We start from the raw sequence: 16,284 nt of genomic DNA, 5'->3' as shown, positions 1-16,284 counted from the left end.
CCAACCGACTCGTCGGCATCCTCCACGGATGCCTCAAAACCGGCACCCTCTACGACGAGACGACCGCCTGGTCGCATCACATCAACTCGGCTGCTGCTTGACATTCAAGCTCCTGGGATGTCTTTCGTGGCTTGGGGTGCGCCGTTTTCGCGCGAAACCGGCGTTTCGCACGCGTGGCGGGCGCCGTTTTCGCGCGAAAACGCCACCTCCACCCGGAAGTGTCAGGTGTCAGGGGCGGGCGGCCAGGACGTGCCAGCAGTCCATGCAGGTGTCCTCGCGGACCCAGTCCACTTCGGAGCGATCGTGCAGCTCTCCCGCGTCCGTCTCCGCTCCGCAGAACGCCACCACCGGCTTCCCGGCAGGGGTTTTCGTTGCTGTGATGGGGAATGCGTGACGGCCTCCCGTGACCGGGCGCCAGACGTAGGTCAAGTAGTCGCTCACCGGGATCTCCCCTCGAAGACGATATGGCAAATTTTGCCAACACATCGGTAAAAAGATCAATTGCACGAAAGAGGGAGATCAAACGGGTGGTAGCAGGTCCGTAAGCTGTGTCCATGGCTGACACCCCAAGGGCACGAGCTCTGGCGAAGGAGCTTCGGGCGGCTCGCAAGACGGCGGGCTTGACCTTGCATCAGCTTGGCGAAGCCCTGGGCTGGTCCGAAGCGAAGATCAGCCGTATTGAAACCGCGAGGCGCGGAGTCAAAGTTCCCGCCGTCGAAGCGATACTCGATGTGCTCAAGGTCCACGGCGAAGACCGCGAACGCCTGCTGAAGTTGGCGCGGGACATCCGCGAACCAGCCTGGTGGGAGCTCGGCAGAGACCTGCCGCAACAACTGACCGCGCTCATCGACGCGGAGCAGCGCGCCAAGCGGATCACCAACGTGTCGCTGAATACGATTCCCGGGCTGTTGCAGACCCGCGCCTATACCAGGCAGATCATGGAAGCCGGTGGCGTTCCCGAAGAAGCCCTCGAAGAGAACGTGGGTATCCGGCAGATGAGGCAAGGCATTCTGAGCAAGCGCCAACCTGTGGAGTTGCGCTCGTTCGTCGACGAGACTGCATTGCTGAGGCCGGTGGGTGGCCCGCAGGTGATGGCGGAACAACTTCGCCAGGTGCTGTCGGCCGGCGATGCGCCGAACGTGACCGTCCGGGTGCTGTCGCTCGATGGCGGTGCGCACGCGGGGTTGAGCGGCACGTTCGTACTGATGGAATTCCCCAGTTCCAAGCCGATCGTCTTCCTCGAGGGGCGCAGCTCAGGTGCGTTCATCGATGGCGAAGAGGACGTGCAGCTGTTCCATGAAGCGATCGAAAGTCTTGAGGCGCAGGCTTCTGATCCGGCTGCTTCTAAAGAGATACTGATGAGGTATCAGAAGCAGTACGAGAGCGAGGCGACATGACGGCTGAGTTAGTTGGCTGGCGGAAGTCTTCCTACAGCGGTGCCCAAGCGGACTGCGTCGAGGTGGGCTGGTCGAAGTCCAGCTACAGCGGCCCGCAAGGCAACTGCGTTGAGGTGGGTTGGCGGAAGTCCAGCTACAGCGGCCAGGCTGGTAGCTGCGTCGAGGTGGGGTCGGCTCCCGGCGTGGTCGGGGTTCGGGATACGAAGGACCGGGATGGGGGGACCTTGGTGTTCTCCCGGGGGCAGTGGGCCGCTTTTGTTGGCGGGCTTCGGGGGCGTCGCCGGTAGCTCGGGTTATGGCTGGGTGGGGCCGAAGCGGTAGCCGACTCCCCAGACCGTGATCAGGATCGTCGGGTTCGCCGGGTCCGTTTCGATCTTCTCGCGCAAGCGGCGGACGTAGACGCTCACCATCGACGAGTCGCCCACCTGCCACTGCCAGACGCGCTGCATCAGCTCGTCCTTGCGGAACGTCGTGCCAGGGTTCGCGAAGAAGAACTCCAGCAGGTCGCGCTCCCGCCCGGTGAAGCGCAGCGGCTTGCCCGCCTTGGCGACCTGGCGGGTCGTCGGGTCGAACGTCACGTCCTCGATCCGCTGGAGGTGGGACGGCGGTTCCGGCGGCGCCTGCTGCGCGGGCGCCGAGCGGCGCAGCAGCGCCTGGGCGCGCAGCACGAGTTCGCGGGGGCTGAAGGGCTTGGTGACGTAGTCGTCCGCGCCGAGTTCGAGGCCGTGGATCCGGTCGTCCTGCTCGCCGAGCGCGGTGACCAGGATGATCGGCACCGAGCTCTGCTCGCGGAGCTTGCGGCACACGTGCGTGCCGTCCAGGCGCGGCAGCATCCGGTCCAGGATCACCAGGTCCGGGTTGAAGGCGGCGAAGCCGTCGAGCGCCATGACGCCGTCGCTGGCCACCGCGACCAGCATCCCGGCGTGGTTGAGGTAGCTGGCGATGACCTCGGCCATCATCGGATCGTCCTCGACCACGAGCACCCGATGCCGGCGCACCGCGCCCTGGCCCGCGCCGGAAGGTCCGCTGTCCACCGCCGCCTCCGCTCAATCCCGACCGAGCCGAAGACTATCCGGTCCGCGGCCCGGCCAGCGCCGCTGCCCGAACGGGCAACCGAATCGCCCCCCGATCTTCGCCATGCCGAGACGTTGGTTCGAGTGGGCCGGAGATTTCCGGTTTTACCCAGGCGCGCGCGGGTCCGGGTGATCTTGCTGGGCGGCGGGTTGCGGATCACTCATGACGGGTCTTGCGGGCACGGCAGGACGACGGTGCGTTGGGTGTGGCTGAAGATGATGGACGTCCGCACGTTGACGATCTCCCGCCGCTCGGTGAGGCGGTCGAGCACGAAGGAGTTGAGGTGGTCGTTGTCCGTGACGGCGATGTGCAGCAGGAAGTCGTCGTCACCGGACATGACGAACACCGACAACACCTCCGGCAAGGTCTCCACGAACTTGGTGAACGACTCGATCACCGAGCGGTTCGGGGGTCGCAGCCGCACCGCGACCATCGCCTGCACCGGGCGACCGATCCGGCGCAGGTCGACCTCCGCGCGCCGGCCGCGCAGGACTCCCTGCCGGGTCAGCCGGCGGACCCGTTCCAGGCAGGTGGACTGCGCGGTGTTCAGCCGCGTGGCCAGTTCCTTGTTCGTCAGGCCCGCATCCTCCTGCAGGAGCGTGAGCAAGGCCGTATCAAGTTCGTCCATGGTCACCGTTCAAAGCCATAGTTCGAGCAAAATTCGGTATATCGTCCCGATCTCTGAATCTAACACATACATGGGACATTTAAGCCGTAGATGCTGCTACCGTCGCCGCCATGACTCTCCGTGACGCCAATGTCGTGGAAGCCGGCGACGTCACTGCCTCCGCGGGCGCGCGCCGGGTTCCGTCGCGCGCCCTCGGCCTGTCCGTGGCGGCGGTGCTCGCGGCGGCGCTGATCTGGAGCAGCTCGTTCGCGGTCACCAAGGTGGCCCTCGCCGAGGTCCCGCCGATGACCATCGGCGCGCTCCGGTTCGTCCTCGCGGCCTTGGTGCTCGGTGTACTGGTGCACGCCAAGCAGGACAAGCGCCTGCCCACCGTGCGCCAGCGGATCACGATCGGGATCGCCGGGCTGTTGGGCATTTCGCTCTACTTCGCCCTGGAGAACGTCGGTGTCGACTTGGCCTCCGCGTCCGACGCCACGCTGATCGTGGCGTCCTACCCGATCATCACGCTGGTGCTGGAACTGCTGCTCGGTCGGGCCGGCTTCTCCGTCGTGCGACTGGTCGGCATGCTGGTCGCCATCGGCGGCGTGTGGCTGGTGGTGCGCGACAGCGCGACCGACCATGGGGCCGATCATCTGCTCGGCGACGTCATCCTGATCCTGGGCGGTGTGGTGTGGGCCGCGTACAACCTGGTCGCCCAGCGGGACAAGTCGGGGGCCTCGCCGATCGTCGTCACCTACTACCAGACGGTGGCGGGCGCGGGCGGCTTCGTCGTGTTGTCGCTGTTCGAGATCGACCGGTGGTCGGTGCCCTCGCCCGGAGGCGCCGTGCGCATCGCGTTCCTGGCGATCGTGTGCTCGGTGGTGGCGTTCCTGCTGTACAACTACGGCCTGCGCGGGCTGGTGCCCAGCGTGGCGGTCAACCTGCTCAACATCGTCCCGGTCGCAGGCCTGGGGTGGGCGGTGCTGCTGGCCGACGAGACCCTGTCCGGCACCCAGGTCGTCGGCGCCGCGGTGGTCATCCTCGGCGTCGTGCTGGGGCTGTACCGCGACTCGCGCGACGGCGCGGAGGCCGGAACGGAACGGGAAGAAGCTCCGGTGGAAGGGCGATAGATGGCTGAGAAAGCCGATTACAAGTGCGCGATCGTGGTCAGCGACCAGCTGCCGACCGGGCTGGGGGGGCCAACGCCGCCGCGGTGCTGTCGCTGACCCTGGGCCACCGCGTGGACGGCCTGGTCGGCCCGGACGTCAAGGACGCCACCGGGGTGATCCACCCCGGCATCGCCTACGTGCCCGTGCCGATCCTGAAGGGCACGCAGGGCCAGGTCGACGCCATCGTGCAGGCCGCCGCGGCGCACGACGACGTGTTCTTCGTCAGCTTCAGCTCGCTAGCCCAGGGGTGCAAGACCTACGAGGAGTACATCGACAAGATGTCTGCCACCCCGACCGCCGACCTCAACAGCGTGGGCGTCGGGCTGCACGGCCCGCGCAAGCCCGTCAACAAGATGGTCGGAGCGCTTCCGCTGTTCCGCTGACCCCGGCGCCCGCAGTGAGCAGGGCGGAGCCATTCTGAAACGACCCCTGAAATCGGGAGCGTCACGAATCACCGCCCTTGCGCCGGGTTCTTCAAGTACGGCGTCTGCAGCTGGACCGTCTTGCGTCGGGTGATGTACTGCGCCCGGCCCACCGGGAGCTTCATCGCCCGGACGTCGTGGAAGACCGCGCCTTCCGACGGCGGGCAGGACAGCAGCACCGCGGGCGTGTTGACCTCCTGCAGCCGCCGCAGCAGCGGGTCGAACGAGGCGCGGGAGACGCCGTTGGCGCTGCGGGCGACGATCACGTGCAGGCCGATCTCGTGGCCGTGGGCCAGGCAGTCCAGCAGCGGCGCGAACGCGTTGTCGGTCGTGTCGGTGCTGACCAGGTCGTAGTCGTCGACGATGAAGAACAGCTCCGGGCCCTGCCACCAGTCGCGCTTGCTCAGCCTGGCCGGGCTGATCTCCGGTCCGGGCAGGCGCTCCCGCATCGCCCGCGAGGAACCCGCCACCGCGTCCCGCACGATCTCCTTCGAAACCGCGTACCCCAGCCGGTATTCCTCCGGGACGGTGTCGAACAGCTCGCGGCGGAAGTCCACGAGGGTGATCCGCGCCTGGTCCGGGCCGTACTGGCGCATGATCGAGCGCGCGACGTACTGCAGCAGGTTCGTCTTCCCGGTCGAGTCGTCCCCCGCGATGATCAGGTGCGGGTACTGGGCGAAGTCGTGCCACATCGGCTCGACGTCCTCGCCGGACAGGCCGAGCGGCAGCTGCAGCTGTCCCCGCGGCGCCGGCAGCTCTTCGGCGTCTAGGACCGCCGGGAGCATCTTCACCGGCGGGGCGGCCGGGCCGTTCCAGGACGAGGCGATCGTGGTGATCAGCTCCTGCATGCCCTCGCTGGTGTCGCCGCCGCCGTTGAGGCGCGGCAGGCCGGCCAGGAAGTGCGCCTTGTCCTCGGCGAGACCGCGGCCCGGGATCTTCGGCACCGTGCCCGCCGCTCGCATGTTGATCACCGATTCGATCGGGTCGCCGAGACGGAGCTCGAACCGGGTGCCGAGCTGGTCGCGCAGCGACGGGGAGACCTCGCCGGAGCGGCTCGCGGTGATCACCAGGTGGATGCCGTAGTTCAGGCCGCGCGTGGCCAGCAGCGCGAACTGGGGCACCAGGTCCATGAAGTCCTGGCGGATGGTGGACCAGCCGTCGACGACGAGGAACACGTCGCCGTAGGGCTCGTCGGCGAACTCGCCCGCCGCGCGCCGCCGCCGGTAGGTCGCCATCGAGTCCACGCCGAGCTGGGCGAACCGCTGCTCGCGCTCCTCCAGCAGCGCGTTGACCTGCTTGATGGTGCGCACCATCCGCTCGGCGTCCATGCGGCCGGTCACGCCGCCGACGTGCGGCAGGCCGGTCAGGGACGACAGCATGCCGCCGCCGAAGTCCAGCCCGTAGAACTGCACCTCGCGCGGGGTGTGGGTGAGGGCGAGGGCGGTGATGAGGGTGGCCAGCATGGTGCTCTTGCCGCTCTGCGGGCCACCCATGATGAGCACGTGCCCACCAGAGCCGGACAGATTCGCCACCAGCGGTTCGTGCCGCTGCTCGAAGGGCCGGTCGATGATGCCGATCTGCACTTCGAGGGTGCGCTGCGCGGCGTCGGTGGTGTTCAGGCCGCGGGCCGGGTCGATGGTCAGCGGCGGCAGCATCTGCTCCAGGGTCGGCGGCACCTCCAGCGGCGGCAGCCAGACCCGGTGCGCCGGCGGACCGGAGTCCTGCAGGCGCTCCACTGCGACCTGCAGCAGCGAGTCGCCGGCCTCGTCCTGCCCCACCTCGGGTTCGACGATCTGTGGCACGTCGCGCCGGGGGATGTAGGAGGTGCTGTAGGGGACGATCTGGCGCGCGACCACGGCCTGCTGGACCTCGCGGCGGGCCTGCCGGTAGATGCCCGACACGTACGCGGCCTTGAACCGGGTCAGAGTGTCCACATCGGTCTTGAGGTAGCCGGCGCCCGGTTGCGACGGGAGCTGGTGCGCGTCCGGAACACCAAGCACGCCACGGCTTTCCATGGCCGAGAAGGTCCGCAGACCGATCCGGTACGACAGGTGCGATTCGAGCTGGTGCATGCGGCCCTCGTCGAGGCGCTGCGAGGCCAGCAGCAGGTGCACCGAGAGGCTTCGGCCGAGGCGGCCGATCATCACGAACAGGTCCATGAACTCGCGGTGCGCGGCGAGCAACTCGCTGAACTCGTCGACCACCACGAACAGCGTCGGCAGCGGATCCAGGTCGGCGCCTTCGGCGCGGGCCTTCTCGTACTCGGTGACGGAGGTGTAGTTGCCCGCCTTGCGCAGCAGCTCCTGGCGGCGGACCAGCTCGCCGTGCAGGGCGTCCTTCATGCGGTCCACCAGCGACGCCTCGTCGGCGAGGTTGGTGATGACCGCCGAGGTGTGCGGCAACTCGTCCAGGCCGAGGAACGTCGCGCCACCCTTGAAGTCGACGAGCACGAAGTTCAGGTTCTCCGAGGAGTGCGTCAGCGCCAGCGCCAGCACCAGCGTCCGCAGCAGCTCAGACTTGCCGGAACCGGTGGCGCCGATGAGCATGCCGTGCGGGCCCTGCCCGCCCTGCGCCGATTCCTTGATGTCCAGCTCGATCGGGGAGCCGTCGCCGGTGACGCCGATGGGCACCCGCAGCCGGGCGCTGCCGGCGACCCGCCGGGCGTGCAGCTTCGCCACGTCGAAGCTGTGCAGGTCGCCGATGTTCAGCAGCGTGGTGAGCTCGAAGTCGCTGGCCAGCGGCTCGCTGCTGTTGCCGGCGAGCGCCAGCCGGAAGGGGGCGAGCAGGCGGGCAAGGGAGTCGGCGCGGACCGGGCTGAGCGAGTCCGGCTTGCCGATCGGGGAGGTGCTCTCCTTGCCCGCCCGCCCGATTTGCACCAGCTCGGCGTTGTCGGGGTCAACGCGCATCAGCAGGGTGCGGGGATCGGTCTTCCAGTCCAGGGCGGTGCCGAGGTCGATGACGGTGACGTTGCGGTAGCCGTTGGTGGCCAGCCGGCTGCCGGGCGACGCCTGCGCGCCGTCCAGGATCACGACGATGTAGGGCTCATCGCTGCTGGGCGCGGCGTCGCGGTCGAAGAACGGGCGGGCGGCGAGTTCCTCGCCGACCAGGCCCTCCAGCTCGCCGCTGGTCTCCGCGACCAGGCGGACCGGGCCCGCGCCGTCGGTGTCGGTCGGGTGCAGGCAGTGCGGCAGCCACTTCGTCCACTGCCAGTGCTGCAGCTCCCGGCCGAGGATCACGATCCGCAGGTCCTGCGGCGAATGCAGGACCGCCAGCTGCGCGATCATCGACCGGACCATGGCGCGAGCGGCGTCGACGTCGCCGCGCAGCAGGATCCGCGCGTAGGCGCGCAGGTAGACCGGGATCGGCTGGTCGGCGACGGTGGAGTAGGCGCGGATGAAGCGGCGCAGCGCGTGCGCGGAAAGCGGTTCGAGGTCCTCGACCGGCTTGGTGTTGAGCTGCCCGATCTTGGTGCCCAGCTGCTGCTCGCCGATCGCGATGCGGACCTCGCCGAAGTCCGGGTGCTCCGGGCGCACCTCCCAGAGCCGGGACGTGCGCACCAGCGACCACACCGCGTTCGGTTCGGGGTGCCGCCACTGCTGGGAGTCGCGCTGCTGCACCACGGTCTTGCGCACCTGGCGGCGGATCTGCCCGAGGTAGCGCAGGTAGTCCCGGCGGGCACCGCTCATCTGGCGCTTGCGCTCCGACGAGGCGCGCAGGAAGTTCGCCGCGAGCATGCCCAGCGCGGCGAGCACCATCATGCCCATCGCGAAGTACATGATGCTTCCGCCGGCGCCGCTCATCCCGGGGCGGAGGAAGATCATCACCATCGCCAGCGAACTCAGCGCCATCGGCAGATAGGTGATCATCCCGGACATGCCGCTTTGGACCTCGGGCAATTCCGGGGGTTCCTGCAGCGTCAGTTCACCGGACGGCATCGGCGGCCCGGCCTGCCGTTGTGGACGGCGGAACAGCGTGACACTCACGCGATTTCCCTTCCCGCTGGGGAAAACTTGTGACCGCTGCAGAATTCCACCGGGCAAGGGGAAAAGCAGGTCATGTAAATCGGCGACAGCACCATTACCGAATTACGCCTTAGTGTTCCGGGCAGGCCGACGGCGCACACGTCGAATGGAACCTGCCCCTCGCGTCGTCGGCCGGCCTTGATCGCGAACTGTCCCCCGAGTGGTCGAGGTGTGCTCGACGGCGTCGGGCGCCGGAACCCCTCTCCGGTGCCCGATGCCGCCGGTTCCGGGGGAATTTCGCGGGAATTGAGGAGTGTGAACCGGCGTGAGCACCAGCACAGTTGCGGGCCTGTGCCGACTGTCCATCCGGGCCCCCGACCGGAATTTCGACCTCGCGGTGCCGACCGACGTGCCGCTGATCGACCTGCTGCCGACCATCGTCAGCTATGCGGGATCCCAGGTCGAGGAAGCGGGCCTGGAGCACGGCGGTTGGGTGCTGCAGGGCGTCGGCGGTGAGCCGCTGGACGAGGAATCGACCCCGGAAGCGCTCGGCCTGCTCGACGGCCAGGTGCTGTACCTGCGTTCGCGGCAGGAGACCATGCCCGCGGTGCACTTCGACGACCTCGTCGACGGCATCGCGACCGGCATGCAGGAGCGCTCCGGCAATTGGAAGGCCACCACCACCAAGCGACTGCTGCACGGGTTGTCCCTGGTCGTGGCAGGAATCATCTGGGTCGGGCTGCTGCTGCCCGGCGACGCGCTGATCCGTTCGGTGGCGGCGGGTGTCGTCGCACTGCTGTTGCTGGCGGCGTCCGGTTCGGCGTCGCGCGCGGTCGGGGACGCCTTCGCGGGCACGGCTTACGGCATCGCGGCGGTCCCGTTCCTGGGGCTGGCGGGCTTCCTCGCCCCCGGGCCGGAAGCTTCCGGGATGGCCCTGCTGCTCGCGGCCTCGGCGACGGCCGCCGGTGGCGCGGTGCTGGCCCTAGCCGCCTCCGGAACGCACGCGCACGCCTTCCTCGGCGTGCTGGTGGCGTGCATCTTCGGCGTGGTGACGGCATTGCTGATGATGCTCACCGGTTCGGTGGCGGAGGCCGTTTCGGCGACCGCCGTCATCGCCGTCCTCTTCGGCGCCTTCATCCCCGGCCTGTCGTTCCGGGTCGCGGGGCTGCGGATGCCGCCGCTGCCGACGAACTCCGAGCAGCTGCAGGAGGGCATCGAGCCGCACCCGAGCCGCGAGGTGCTGGAGCGCACCGCGGTCGCCGACAAGTACATGACCGCCCTCTACCTGGCGGTCTCGCTGGTGTGCACGGCGTCGATCTTCGGGCTGCTCACCGAGCCGAACTGGGCGACCTGCACGATGGCCGGGGTGCTGAGCCTGGTGCTGCTGCTGCACGGCCGCGACGTCGGCGGGCTCTGGCACCGGCTCTCGGTGGTCGTTCCCGGCGCCTTCGGCGCCACGGCGCTGGTGCTGGCGCTGGCCGCGGCGCAGCCGGTCCTGGGCCGGTTGCTGCTGTTCGTGGGCATCGCGCTGATCGGTGTGGCGCTGATGGTCGCGGGCTGGATCGTGCCCGGCCGGCGGATGGTCCCGTACTGGGGACGGATCGCCGACATCCTGCACGTGCTGCTGGCGGTGAGCCTGCTCCCGCTGATGCTCACGGTGCTAGGAGTCTTCGGCCTGATCCGAGCCTTCAACGGCTAATTGCTGTTTTCCAGGCTCGTTTTGGGTGGCGGTGCAAGTGGCGGAACCTGAGAGGCCTTCTCGCTCCGGGATCCCCGACTTAATGTATGTCCAATACACGGCGTCGGGGCTGTCCTCGCGAGAAGACCTCTCAGAACCCGCGGCGGTGCAAGTTGCGAGGGTGGGCTAAGCGGCTTCGCCGCTTGCGGCCGGTCTGGAGAACCTTGCGCCTGTTTCGCGGCGGCGGTTTCGAATTGTTCGGACCGGGCGGCTTTCGCCACTCGAAGGACGAGCCTCTCCCGGGTTCGGGCACTTGTGGTTCGCGGCGTTTCGTTGGTCTCGCCGGACGTTGGGTTGACGGGTTTTTCGTAGTAGAGGGCGTGGGATCGTGCAGTCTCGGCGGGATCAGGTTCAGGCGCACATGTTCGTCATGGGGCGGCTCAGCGCGGGAATGCTGCGGGCCGACCCGGACATATCGGATACGCCGCAGCGGCGGACGACTCGGGGCGTGGTCATCGGCCTGATCGTGGCGCTGCTGATCGGCATCGGGACCTTCCTGTTCGGCCTGATCAAGCCGGGCGGCGCCACCTCGTGGAAGGTGCCCGGCGCGGTCGTCGTGGAGAAGGAGACCGGCGCGCGCTGGTTGTTCCTCGACGGCGCGCTGCACCCCGTGCTGAACCAGGCGTCGGCGCGGCTCATCGCGGGCCCTGAGCTCGTGGTGCACACAGTCTCGGAGAACTCCCTGCTCGGGACCCCGCGCGGGGTGCCGATCGGCATTCCCGGCGCCCCGGACGGCCTGCCGACGGCCGACGCGCTGCTCAGCGATCCGTGGCTGTCCTGCGCCGCGCCCGTCAAGGGCGGCGCGCGGGACTTCACGATGCTGGTCGCCGAGGCCGACGGCACGCCGCTGACCGCCACCGATGGCGCGCTGGTCGCCGGGCCGGACGGCGCCGTGTTCCTGGTGTGGGGCGGGCAGAAGCTGCGGATGAGCACCGAATCCGCCGGGCCCGCGGCGCTCGGGTACGGCACGACCGACCCGATCAAGGTGCCCGCCGGGTTCCTCAACGCGCTGCCGACGGCTCCCGACCTGGTCGCGCCGGAGATCCCGGGGCGCGGCACGCCGGGCCCGCAGCTGGCCGGTGCGCCGAGTGTCGTCGGGCAGGTGTTCGTGGACGCCGCGAACAAGCCGTACCTGCTGGGCCAGGCCGGTCTGGTGCCGCTCACCGACACCGTGTTCAAGCTGATCTCTGGTGACCCGAAGACGCAGGCCGTCGCCTACGGCGGCAAGCCGGTGGAGCCGAAGCGGATCGGCGCGAGCGACCTCACCGCGCATTCGGCGGCGCCGGCCGCGAAGGGCGAGTTGACGGGCGGCGGTGCGTTCCCGGAGAAGCCGCCGGTGCTGGTCGAGGACGACGACGACCAGGCGCTGTGCGCGTCGACCACGCCGGGTCCCTCGGTGACGAGCGTTTCCTTGCTGCCGAAGGAAATCGTGGACGCCGCCAAGCCGGTGCCGCCGCAGCCGGGCGTCGCGCTGTCGTGCCCGCGACCGGACCGGGTGTCGCTCTCGCCGGGGCACGGCGTGCTGGTCGTCCCGCAGACGGCCGGGCGGGCGTCCACGATGTTCCTGGTGGCCGACACCGGCGTGAAGTACCCGATCCCGTCGCCGGAAGCGGCGGCCCAGCTCGGGTACGAGGTGCCGCCGGTGACCATGCCGACGCTGCTGGTGGACCAGCTGCCCACCGGACCAGCGCTGGACCCCGCGATGGCCGGCCGCCCCGTGAGCGAGCTTCCGCCGGTGACCACCCCGCAATGCTGAGTTTCCCCGTCACTGTCCCCTTTCTGGGATGTGTCGCCCGGATGTGGCGGGTTCTAGGTTCTGCGATGGGCGCAGAAATATTTCGAGGAGGACCAGGTGGGCAGTCCGGAACAGCAGCACGGGGTGGGTGAACTCCACGCGGATTCCGCGGCGATCAAGCGCGGAATCGACAGGCTGATGACCCAGATCAACACCATGAACACGACCGAGCAGCAGGTCAACGAGCTCAACAACGTCCTGCGCTCGGCCTACGTGTCCGGCGCCGGTCAGCAGCTCCAGGCCGGGATCAACACCTGGCTGGACAAGTACCGCCAGGTGAAGACGAAGTTCGACTGGGTCATCGACGGCCTGATGCAGTCGGACACCACGTTCCTCGATGTCGACGCCAACAACAGCGATACCGCGACCCAATTCAGCCAGAGCCTGTACAACGAGCTGTCCGCGAAGTCGGCCGGCTGACCCTATTCCGAAGCGAGGAGTGTTTTTTCGATGGGTGCACCGCTCGAGGGTCTGCTGAAGACCCGGACGGACCTGGTCGACGACGTCGCGGATCAAATGCTGGCGCTCGCCGTCAAGATGACCAAGGCGATGGAGGAGCTGGAAGCCGGGCTCCAGGACCTGAGCAACAACGCCGGTGGTGTCTACGCGGACAACTGGCGGAACGCTCAGAAGCAGATCAACGACCTGGAACGGCAGATGGACGAGTCGATCAAGATCTGCGGCCAGCTGACCGGCGACATGAGCGAGAACAACAGGATCGCGGACCTCCGGTCGGCGAGCAACTTCCAGCAGTGATCCGTTCGCGTCGTGGTGGATGGTGAGGCCGAAGCGCGATGCCCAAGCAAGATGAGATCAACTACTCCGAGGCGAAGGTCAAGGAGATCCAGGGAAAGATCGACCAGCTGCGGGAAGATCTGCTCAACAACCCGGATCTGAAAGACCTGGGGATGTACTCCGACCGCCTGTTGCTGCCCGGCTCCTCGCCGGAGGCGCAGAACCTGCGGGGCAGGGTCGGCGCCTTCCTGCAGGCGGTCGACAAGGAGAAGCAGAAGCTGCTGAACCAGACCCTGGTGGACTTCAAGCTCGACCTCGACGACATGGACAAGAAGTTCAAGGAGAACGAGGGCGAGAACCAGAACCTGGCCGATTACTTCTCGAACATCCTCAACCAGAACAAGCAGCCCGAAAGCAAGCAGACGCCGGAAACGGGCAAATACTAGTCGAACCACTCGTGGTCGGTGACCGCGAGGTCGTTGCGGGAAGGTAGATGTCATGGCCGGTGATTGGGAAGAAGCGGTGAACAGCGTTCTGCCGTCGGACAACCCGATCCGCGACCGCAACGACCTCGCCGGGCCGGGTTCGCCGCCGTGGATCTCCGGCTCCGGTCTCCAGATCGGCGGCTCCGTGCAGTCGGGCTGGGACATCGTGCGCACGGGGCAGATGACGTACCCGTCCGGCCGAACTTATCCCGTTTACCTGTGGGTGAAGCTCAACTACGGCGTTCTCGGCACTGAGACGACCGGGAACTACACGCTCGGGGAGTTGTTCAACCTCGGCGCGAAGTGGCTGGACCCACTCGTGTTCGGGCGGGGGAATTCGTTCACGAGCATCCCCAGCTTCGACGATCTGCTGACGAAGCTGGAGAACGCGCACAAGTTCCTCCAGGACAAGCGCAACGAGGTGACCGCCTGGGCGAACGAGATCAAGAACGGCGACGACTTGAAGGGCGCTGCCGCGACGAACGCCCAGGGAACGCTGGAGAACCTGGGCACCGGCCTCGAGCGCTTCGGCGCCAAGTTGGCCGACCCGCTCATCATCGGCCAGCTGAAGCAGGCCAAGACCCACCTCCACAACGAGGCCCTGCAGTTGCAGGCCAAGTTCATCGACTGGCGCAACGGCAGCGGCACCGGCAACTCCGATGCTTGGGGCGGCGGCTGGACCGGCAAGAACGATAAGAATGCTCAAGCCGCGAACAACCTTTCGGAACCCGTGCAGGCGGTCGTGGCGGCGCTGAACAAGTACACCTTCACCGTGAAGTACGAAGAAGGGAAGCTGGACGTCGACTACGCCATCGGCAACCCGCGGGAGGGCGGGCAGTCGGGCTCCGGGGGTTTCCTGGACGGGTTGGACAACGAGGCGAAGCAGGAGTGGCTGAACTACTTCGCCGCCAAGCTCGACCCCGGTACCAAGAACGACTTCCAGCAGGTTCAGACCCAGTACAAGACGACGCAGGACACGTTCCCGGAGAGCATCCAGTTCGACTCGATCAAGACCAACGGCCCCGGGGGCAACCTGCCCACCGGAAGCGGGCCCAAGGGCATCGACCTGGACGGTGACGGCAAGCCGGACGTCGACCAGAACGGCAACCTCATCCCGGAGGGCAAGGACCTCGACGGTGACGGCAAACCGGACGACCCGAACACCGACGACCCGAACTCGGAGGACGGCCCCGGTGACACGGATCTCAACGCCGACGAGCTCGGCGAGGGCGAGTTCAACGGCAACGGGAACGGGACCGAGAACAAGGGCGCGGACACGTCGGGCTTCAGCACGGGGGACAACGAGGGTACCGGCGGGATCGGGAAGGACGGCCTGGGCAGCCTGAACGAGAAGTTCGGGACCGGCAACGACGGCCCCGGGGGCCCGAACGACAAGCCGGGGAACAACCAGCCGAACACCCCGCCGCCTCCCCTGTTCTCCAACTTCAACCCGTCCAAGTGGACCCCGGACGGGCTGAGCCGGTTCAACATGGGCGGCGGGAACGGCAACAGCGTCCTCGGCCCCGACGGCAAGACGCTGACCAATCCGGACGGCAGCCGGCTGACGATCCCGGAAGGCTCCAAGATCAACTCGGACGGAACCGTCACGAAACCCGACGGGTCGCTGCTGCGCGACCGCAACGGCAACCTCGTCAAGGTTCCGCCCGGTTCGTCCCTCGGGCCGGGCACGTCGAACGGGTTCGGCGGCTACCTGCCGAACACCCGGAACTTCACCTTCCCCGACTACAACAGCCCGCTGAGCAACAAGCTCGTCACCGGCCCGGCCGGGGATCTGAACAAGCGGTTCGGCGGCTTCGGCGCGTCCGAGATCAATGATCCGACGAGGCGTTCGACTGTGAACTCGTCCGCATTGGACGATGCGTTGCGCAAGCCGGTCAACCCCGCGACCGAGACCGGGCCACGCGGCATGGGCGGCAAGGGCGGGACTGGAAATCAGCCGCCGATGATGCCGCCGCCCATGGCCGGCGGTGCCGCCGGGGACCAGAACAAGGAGCGGCAGCGCACCACCTGGCTGACCGAGGACGCGGACACCTGGGACACCGACGGTGGGTTCACGACGGCCATCGGCCGCTGAACCCGTAGCCGACACAGGAGGAATTTGTGAACATCAACCTGCAGGCCCAGCTCGACCAGGCGATGCACGAGCTCACCGCGCAGCAGCAGCGGATCCAGGAGCTGGAGGAGGAGCTGCGCAACCGGACGGTCACGGTGCGTTCCAAGGACCGCATGGTGAGCGCGACGGTGGACTCGTCGGGCGGGCTCACCAAGTTGGAGTTCCACGACGAACGCTACCGGTCGATGGCCAAGGCCGAGCTGGCCGACGCCATAGTCAAGGTCACCACCGACGCTCGGACCGAGATGAACACGCAGGTCAACAAGATCGTGGAGCCGAGCGTGGGCGACGTCGAGGAGATGCGCGAGGCGCTGCGGGACGGGTCGAACTGGAGCGACTTCCTAGCTCCGCTGCTGAAGATGCAGCAGGAGGCGTCGTCCTGGACGGGAATGGGGCGCCGCGATGGCTGAGACCAAGACCATCCTGGTCACGGACGAGCTGAAGACGCGGTTCCGGCGGCTGGGCCTGGCCGAGGAGGAGATCCGCGAGGCGCTGCTCATCCTGCGGAATCTGAAGGAGGAGGTCTGGGACGCCGCCGGCGACGACGACGAGACCTCGCCGAAGATCAAGGAGATGTTCGACAAGTCGGACCCGGCCATCCGGGGAGTCGTCGAACGGCTGGCCAAGCTCTTCCAGAAGACCGGCGACGGTGGCGTCCAGACCAGCAACACGTTCAACGACACGGACGACTTCAACAGCGGTCTGGCGAACAAGTTCAACGGCGAGACCGGCTCGTCCGGCGGCGGCAGGCACTGACCGGCCTGTG

At 67.8% G+C, this 16,284-nt stretch carries 16 protein-coding genes; 12 read left to right on the top strand and 4 right to left on the bottom strand.

Features of this window, described 5'->3' with window-relative positions; translation table 11 throughout:
* Positions 1-228 precede the first annotated feature (228 nt).
* Positions 229-441, bottom strand: a complete 213-nt coding sequence (locus tag E1288_RS33955) for a zinc finger protein (protein WP_132492596.1) — start codon at positions 439-441, stop codon at positions 229-231.
* Positions 442-554: 113 nt separating this feature from the next.
* Between E1288_RS33955 and E1288_RS33950 the strand changes: the two genes are divergently transcribed.
* Together E1288_RS33950 and E1288_RS33945 are read left to right on the top strand one after the other, a co-directional pair.
* Positions 555-1,397, top strand: a complete 843-nt coding sequence (locus E1288_RS33950; RefSeq protein ID WP_132492594.1) for a helix-turn-helix domain-containing protein — start codon at positions 555-557, stop codon at positions 1,395-1,397.
* A complete protein-coding gene (locus tag E1288_RS33945; RefSeq protein WP_132492592.1) occupies positions 1,394-1,684 on the top strand; it encodes a DUF397 domain-containing protein in 291 nt (96 codons plus the stop codon). The genes E1288_RS33950 and E1288_RS33945 overlap by 4 nt, the downstream gene beginning before the upstream one ends.
* Positions 1,685-1,690: 6 nt before the next feature.
* On the opposite strand, the gene E1288_RS33940 is transcribed toward E1288_RS33945, so the two are convergent.
* Both E1288_RS33940 and E1288_RS33935 read right to left on the bottom strand, forming a co-directional pair.
* A complete protein-coding gene (locus E1288_RS33940; RefSeq protein ID WP_165968398.1) occupies positions 1,691-2,431 on the bottom strand; it encodes a response regulator transcription factor in 741 nt (246 codons plus the stop codon).
* 200 nt (positions 2,432-2,631) lie between these two features.
* Entirely contained in the window at positions 2,632-3,099 is a 468-nt protein-coding gene (locus E1288_RS33935; RefSeq protein ID WP_132492590.1) for an Lrp/AsnC family transcriptional regulator, read from the bottom strand.
* 110 nt (positions 3,100-3,209) lie between these two features.
* On the opposite strand from E1288_RS33935, the gene E1288_RS33930 reads away from it, so the two are divergent.
* A complete protein-coding gene (locus E1288_RS33930; protein ID WP_132492588.1) occupies positions 3,210-4,208 on the top strand; it encodes a DMT family transporter in 999 nt (332 codons plus the stop codon).
* A 23-nt stretch (positions 4,209-4,231) separates the two neighbouring features.
* A complete protein-coding gene (locus E1288_RS33925; RefSeq protein WP_132492586.1) occupies positions 4,232-4,630 on the top strand; it encodes a DUF2000 domain-containing protein in 399 nt (132 codons plus the stop codon).
* A 68-nt stretch (positions 4,631-4,698) separates the two neighbouring features.
* Here E1288_RS33925 and eccCa read toward each other — a convergent pair whose 3' ends face one another.
* A complete protein-coding gene (gene eccCa, locus E1288_RS33920) occupies positions 4,699-8,652 on the bottom strand; it encodes a type VII secretion protein EccCa (RefSeq protein WP_235883992.1) in 3,954 nt (1,317 codons plus the stop codon).
* Positions 8,653-8,956: 304 nt separating this feature from the next.
* Between eccCa and eccD the strand changes: the two genes are divergently transcribed.
* The 8 genes from eccD to E1288_RS33880 all read left to right on the top strand — a co-directional run bounded on the left by eccD (position 8,957) and on the right by E1288_RS33880 (position 16,274).
* Positions 8,957-10,330, top strand: a complete 1,374-nt coding sequence (gene eccD, locus E1288_RS33915; RefSeq protein WP_132492584.1) for a type VII secretion integral membrane protein EccD — start codon at positions 8,957-8,959, stop codon at positions 10,328-10,330.
* A gap of 367 nt (positions 10,331-10,697) precedes the next feature.
* The gene (gene eccB, locus E1288_RS33910) at positions 10,698-12,125 is read left to right on the top strand and encodes a type VII secretion protein EccB (protein WP_132492582.1); all 1,428 of its coding nucleotides are present in this window, start codon (positions 10,698-10,700) and stop codon (positions 12,123-12,125) included.
* 96 nt (positions 12,126-12,221) lie between these two features.
* Entirely contained in the window at positions 12,222-12,584 is a 363-nt protein-coding gene (locus E1288_RS33905; protein ID WP_132492580.1) for a hypothetical protein, read from the top strand.
* A gap of 30 nt (positions 12,585-12,614) precedes the next feature.
* Complete coding sequence (locus E1288_RS33900; protein ID WP_132492578.1) at positions 12,615-12,920, top strand: hypothetical protein; 306 nt, start codon at positions 12,615-12,617, stop codon at positions 12,918-12,920.
* A 38-nt stretch (positions 12,921-12,958) separates the two neighbouring features.
* Positions 12,959-13,345 carry a hypothetical protein gene (locus E1288_RS33895; RefSeq protein ID WP_132492576.1) on the top strand — a complete coding sequence of 129 codons (387 nt, stop codon included), beginning with the start codon at positions 12,959-12,961 and terminating at the stop codon, positions 13,343-13,345.
* Positions 13,346-13,397: 52 nt separating this feature from the next.
* Complete coding sequence (locus E1288_RS33890; RefSeq protein ID WP_132492574.1) at positions 13,398-15,479, top strand: hypothetical protein; 2,082 nt, start codon at positions 13,398-13,400, stop codon at positions 15,477-15,479.
* 26 nt (positions 15,480-15,505) lie between these two features.
* The gene (locus E1288_RS33885) at positions 15,506-15,928 is read left to right on the top strand and encodes a YbaB/EbfC family nucleoid-associated protein (RefSeq protein WP_132492572.1); all 423 of its coding nucleotides are present in this window, start codon (positions 15,506-15,508) and stop codon (positions 15,926-15,928) included.
* Positions 15,921-16,274 (top strand): hypothetical protein, encoded by a 354-nt coding sequence (locus E1288_RS33880; protein WP_132492571.1) that lies wholly within the window; start codon positions 15,921-15,923, stop codon positions 16,272-16,274. Before E1288_RS33885 ends, E1288_RS33880 begins: the two co-directional genes overlap by 8 nt.
* The last annotated feature ends 10 nt before the right edge of the window (positions 16,275-16,284 follow it).

It is taken from the genome of Saccharopolyspora elongata, assembly GCF_004348985.1.
GTDB lineage: Bacteria > Actinomycetota > Actinomycetes > Mycobacteriales > Pseudonocardiaceae > Saccharopolyspora > Saccharopolyspora elongata.
Note: the sequence above shows the minus strand (reverse complement) of the source record. Positions and strands in the feature narration are given on the sequence as shown.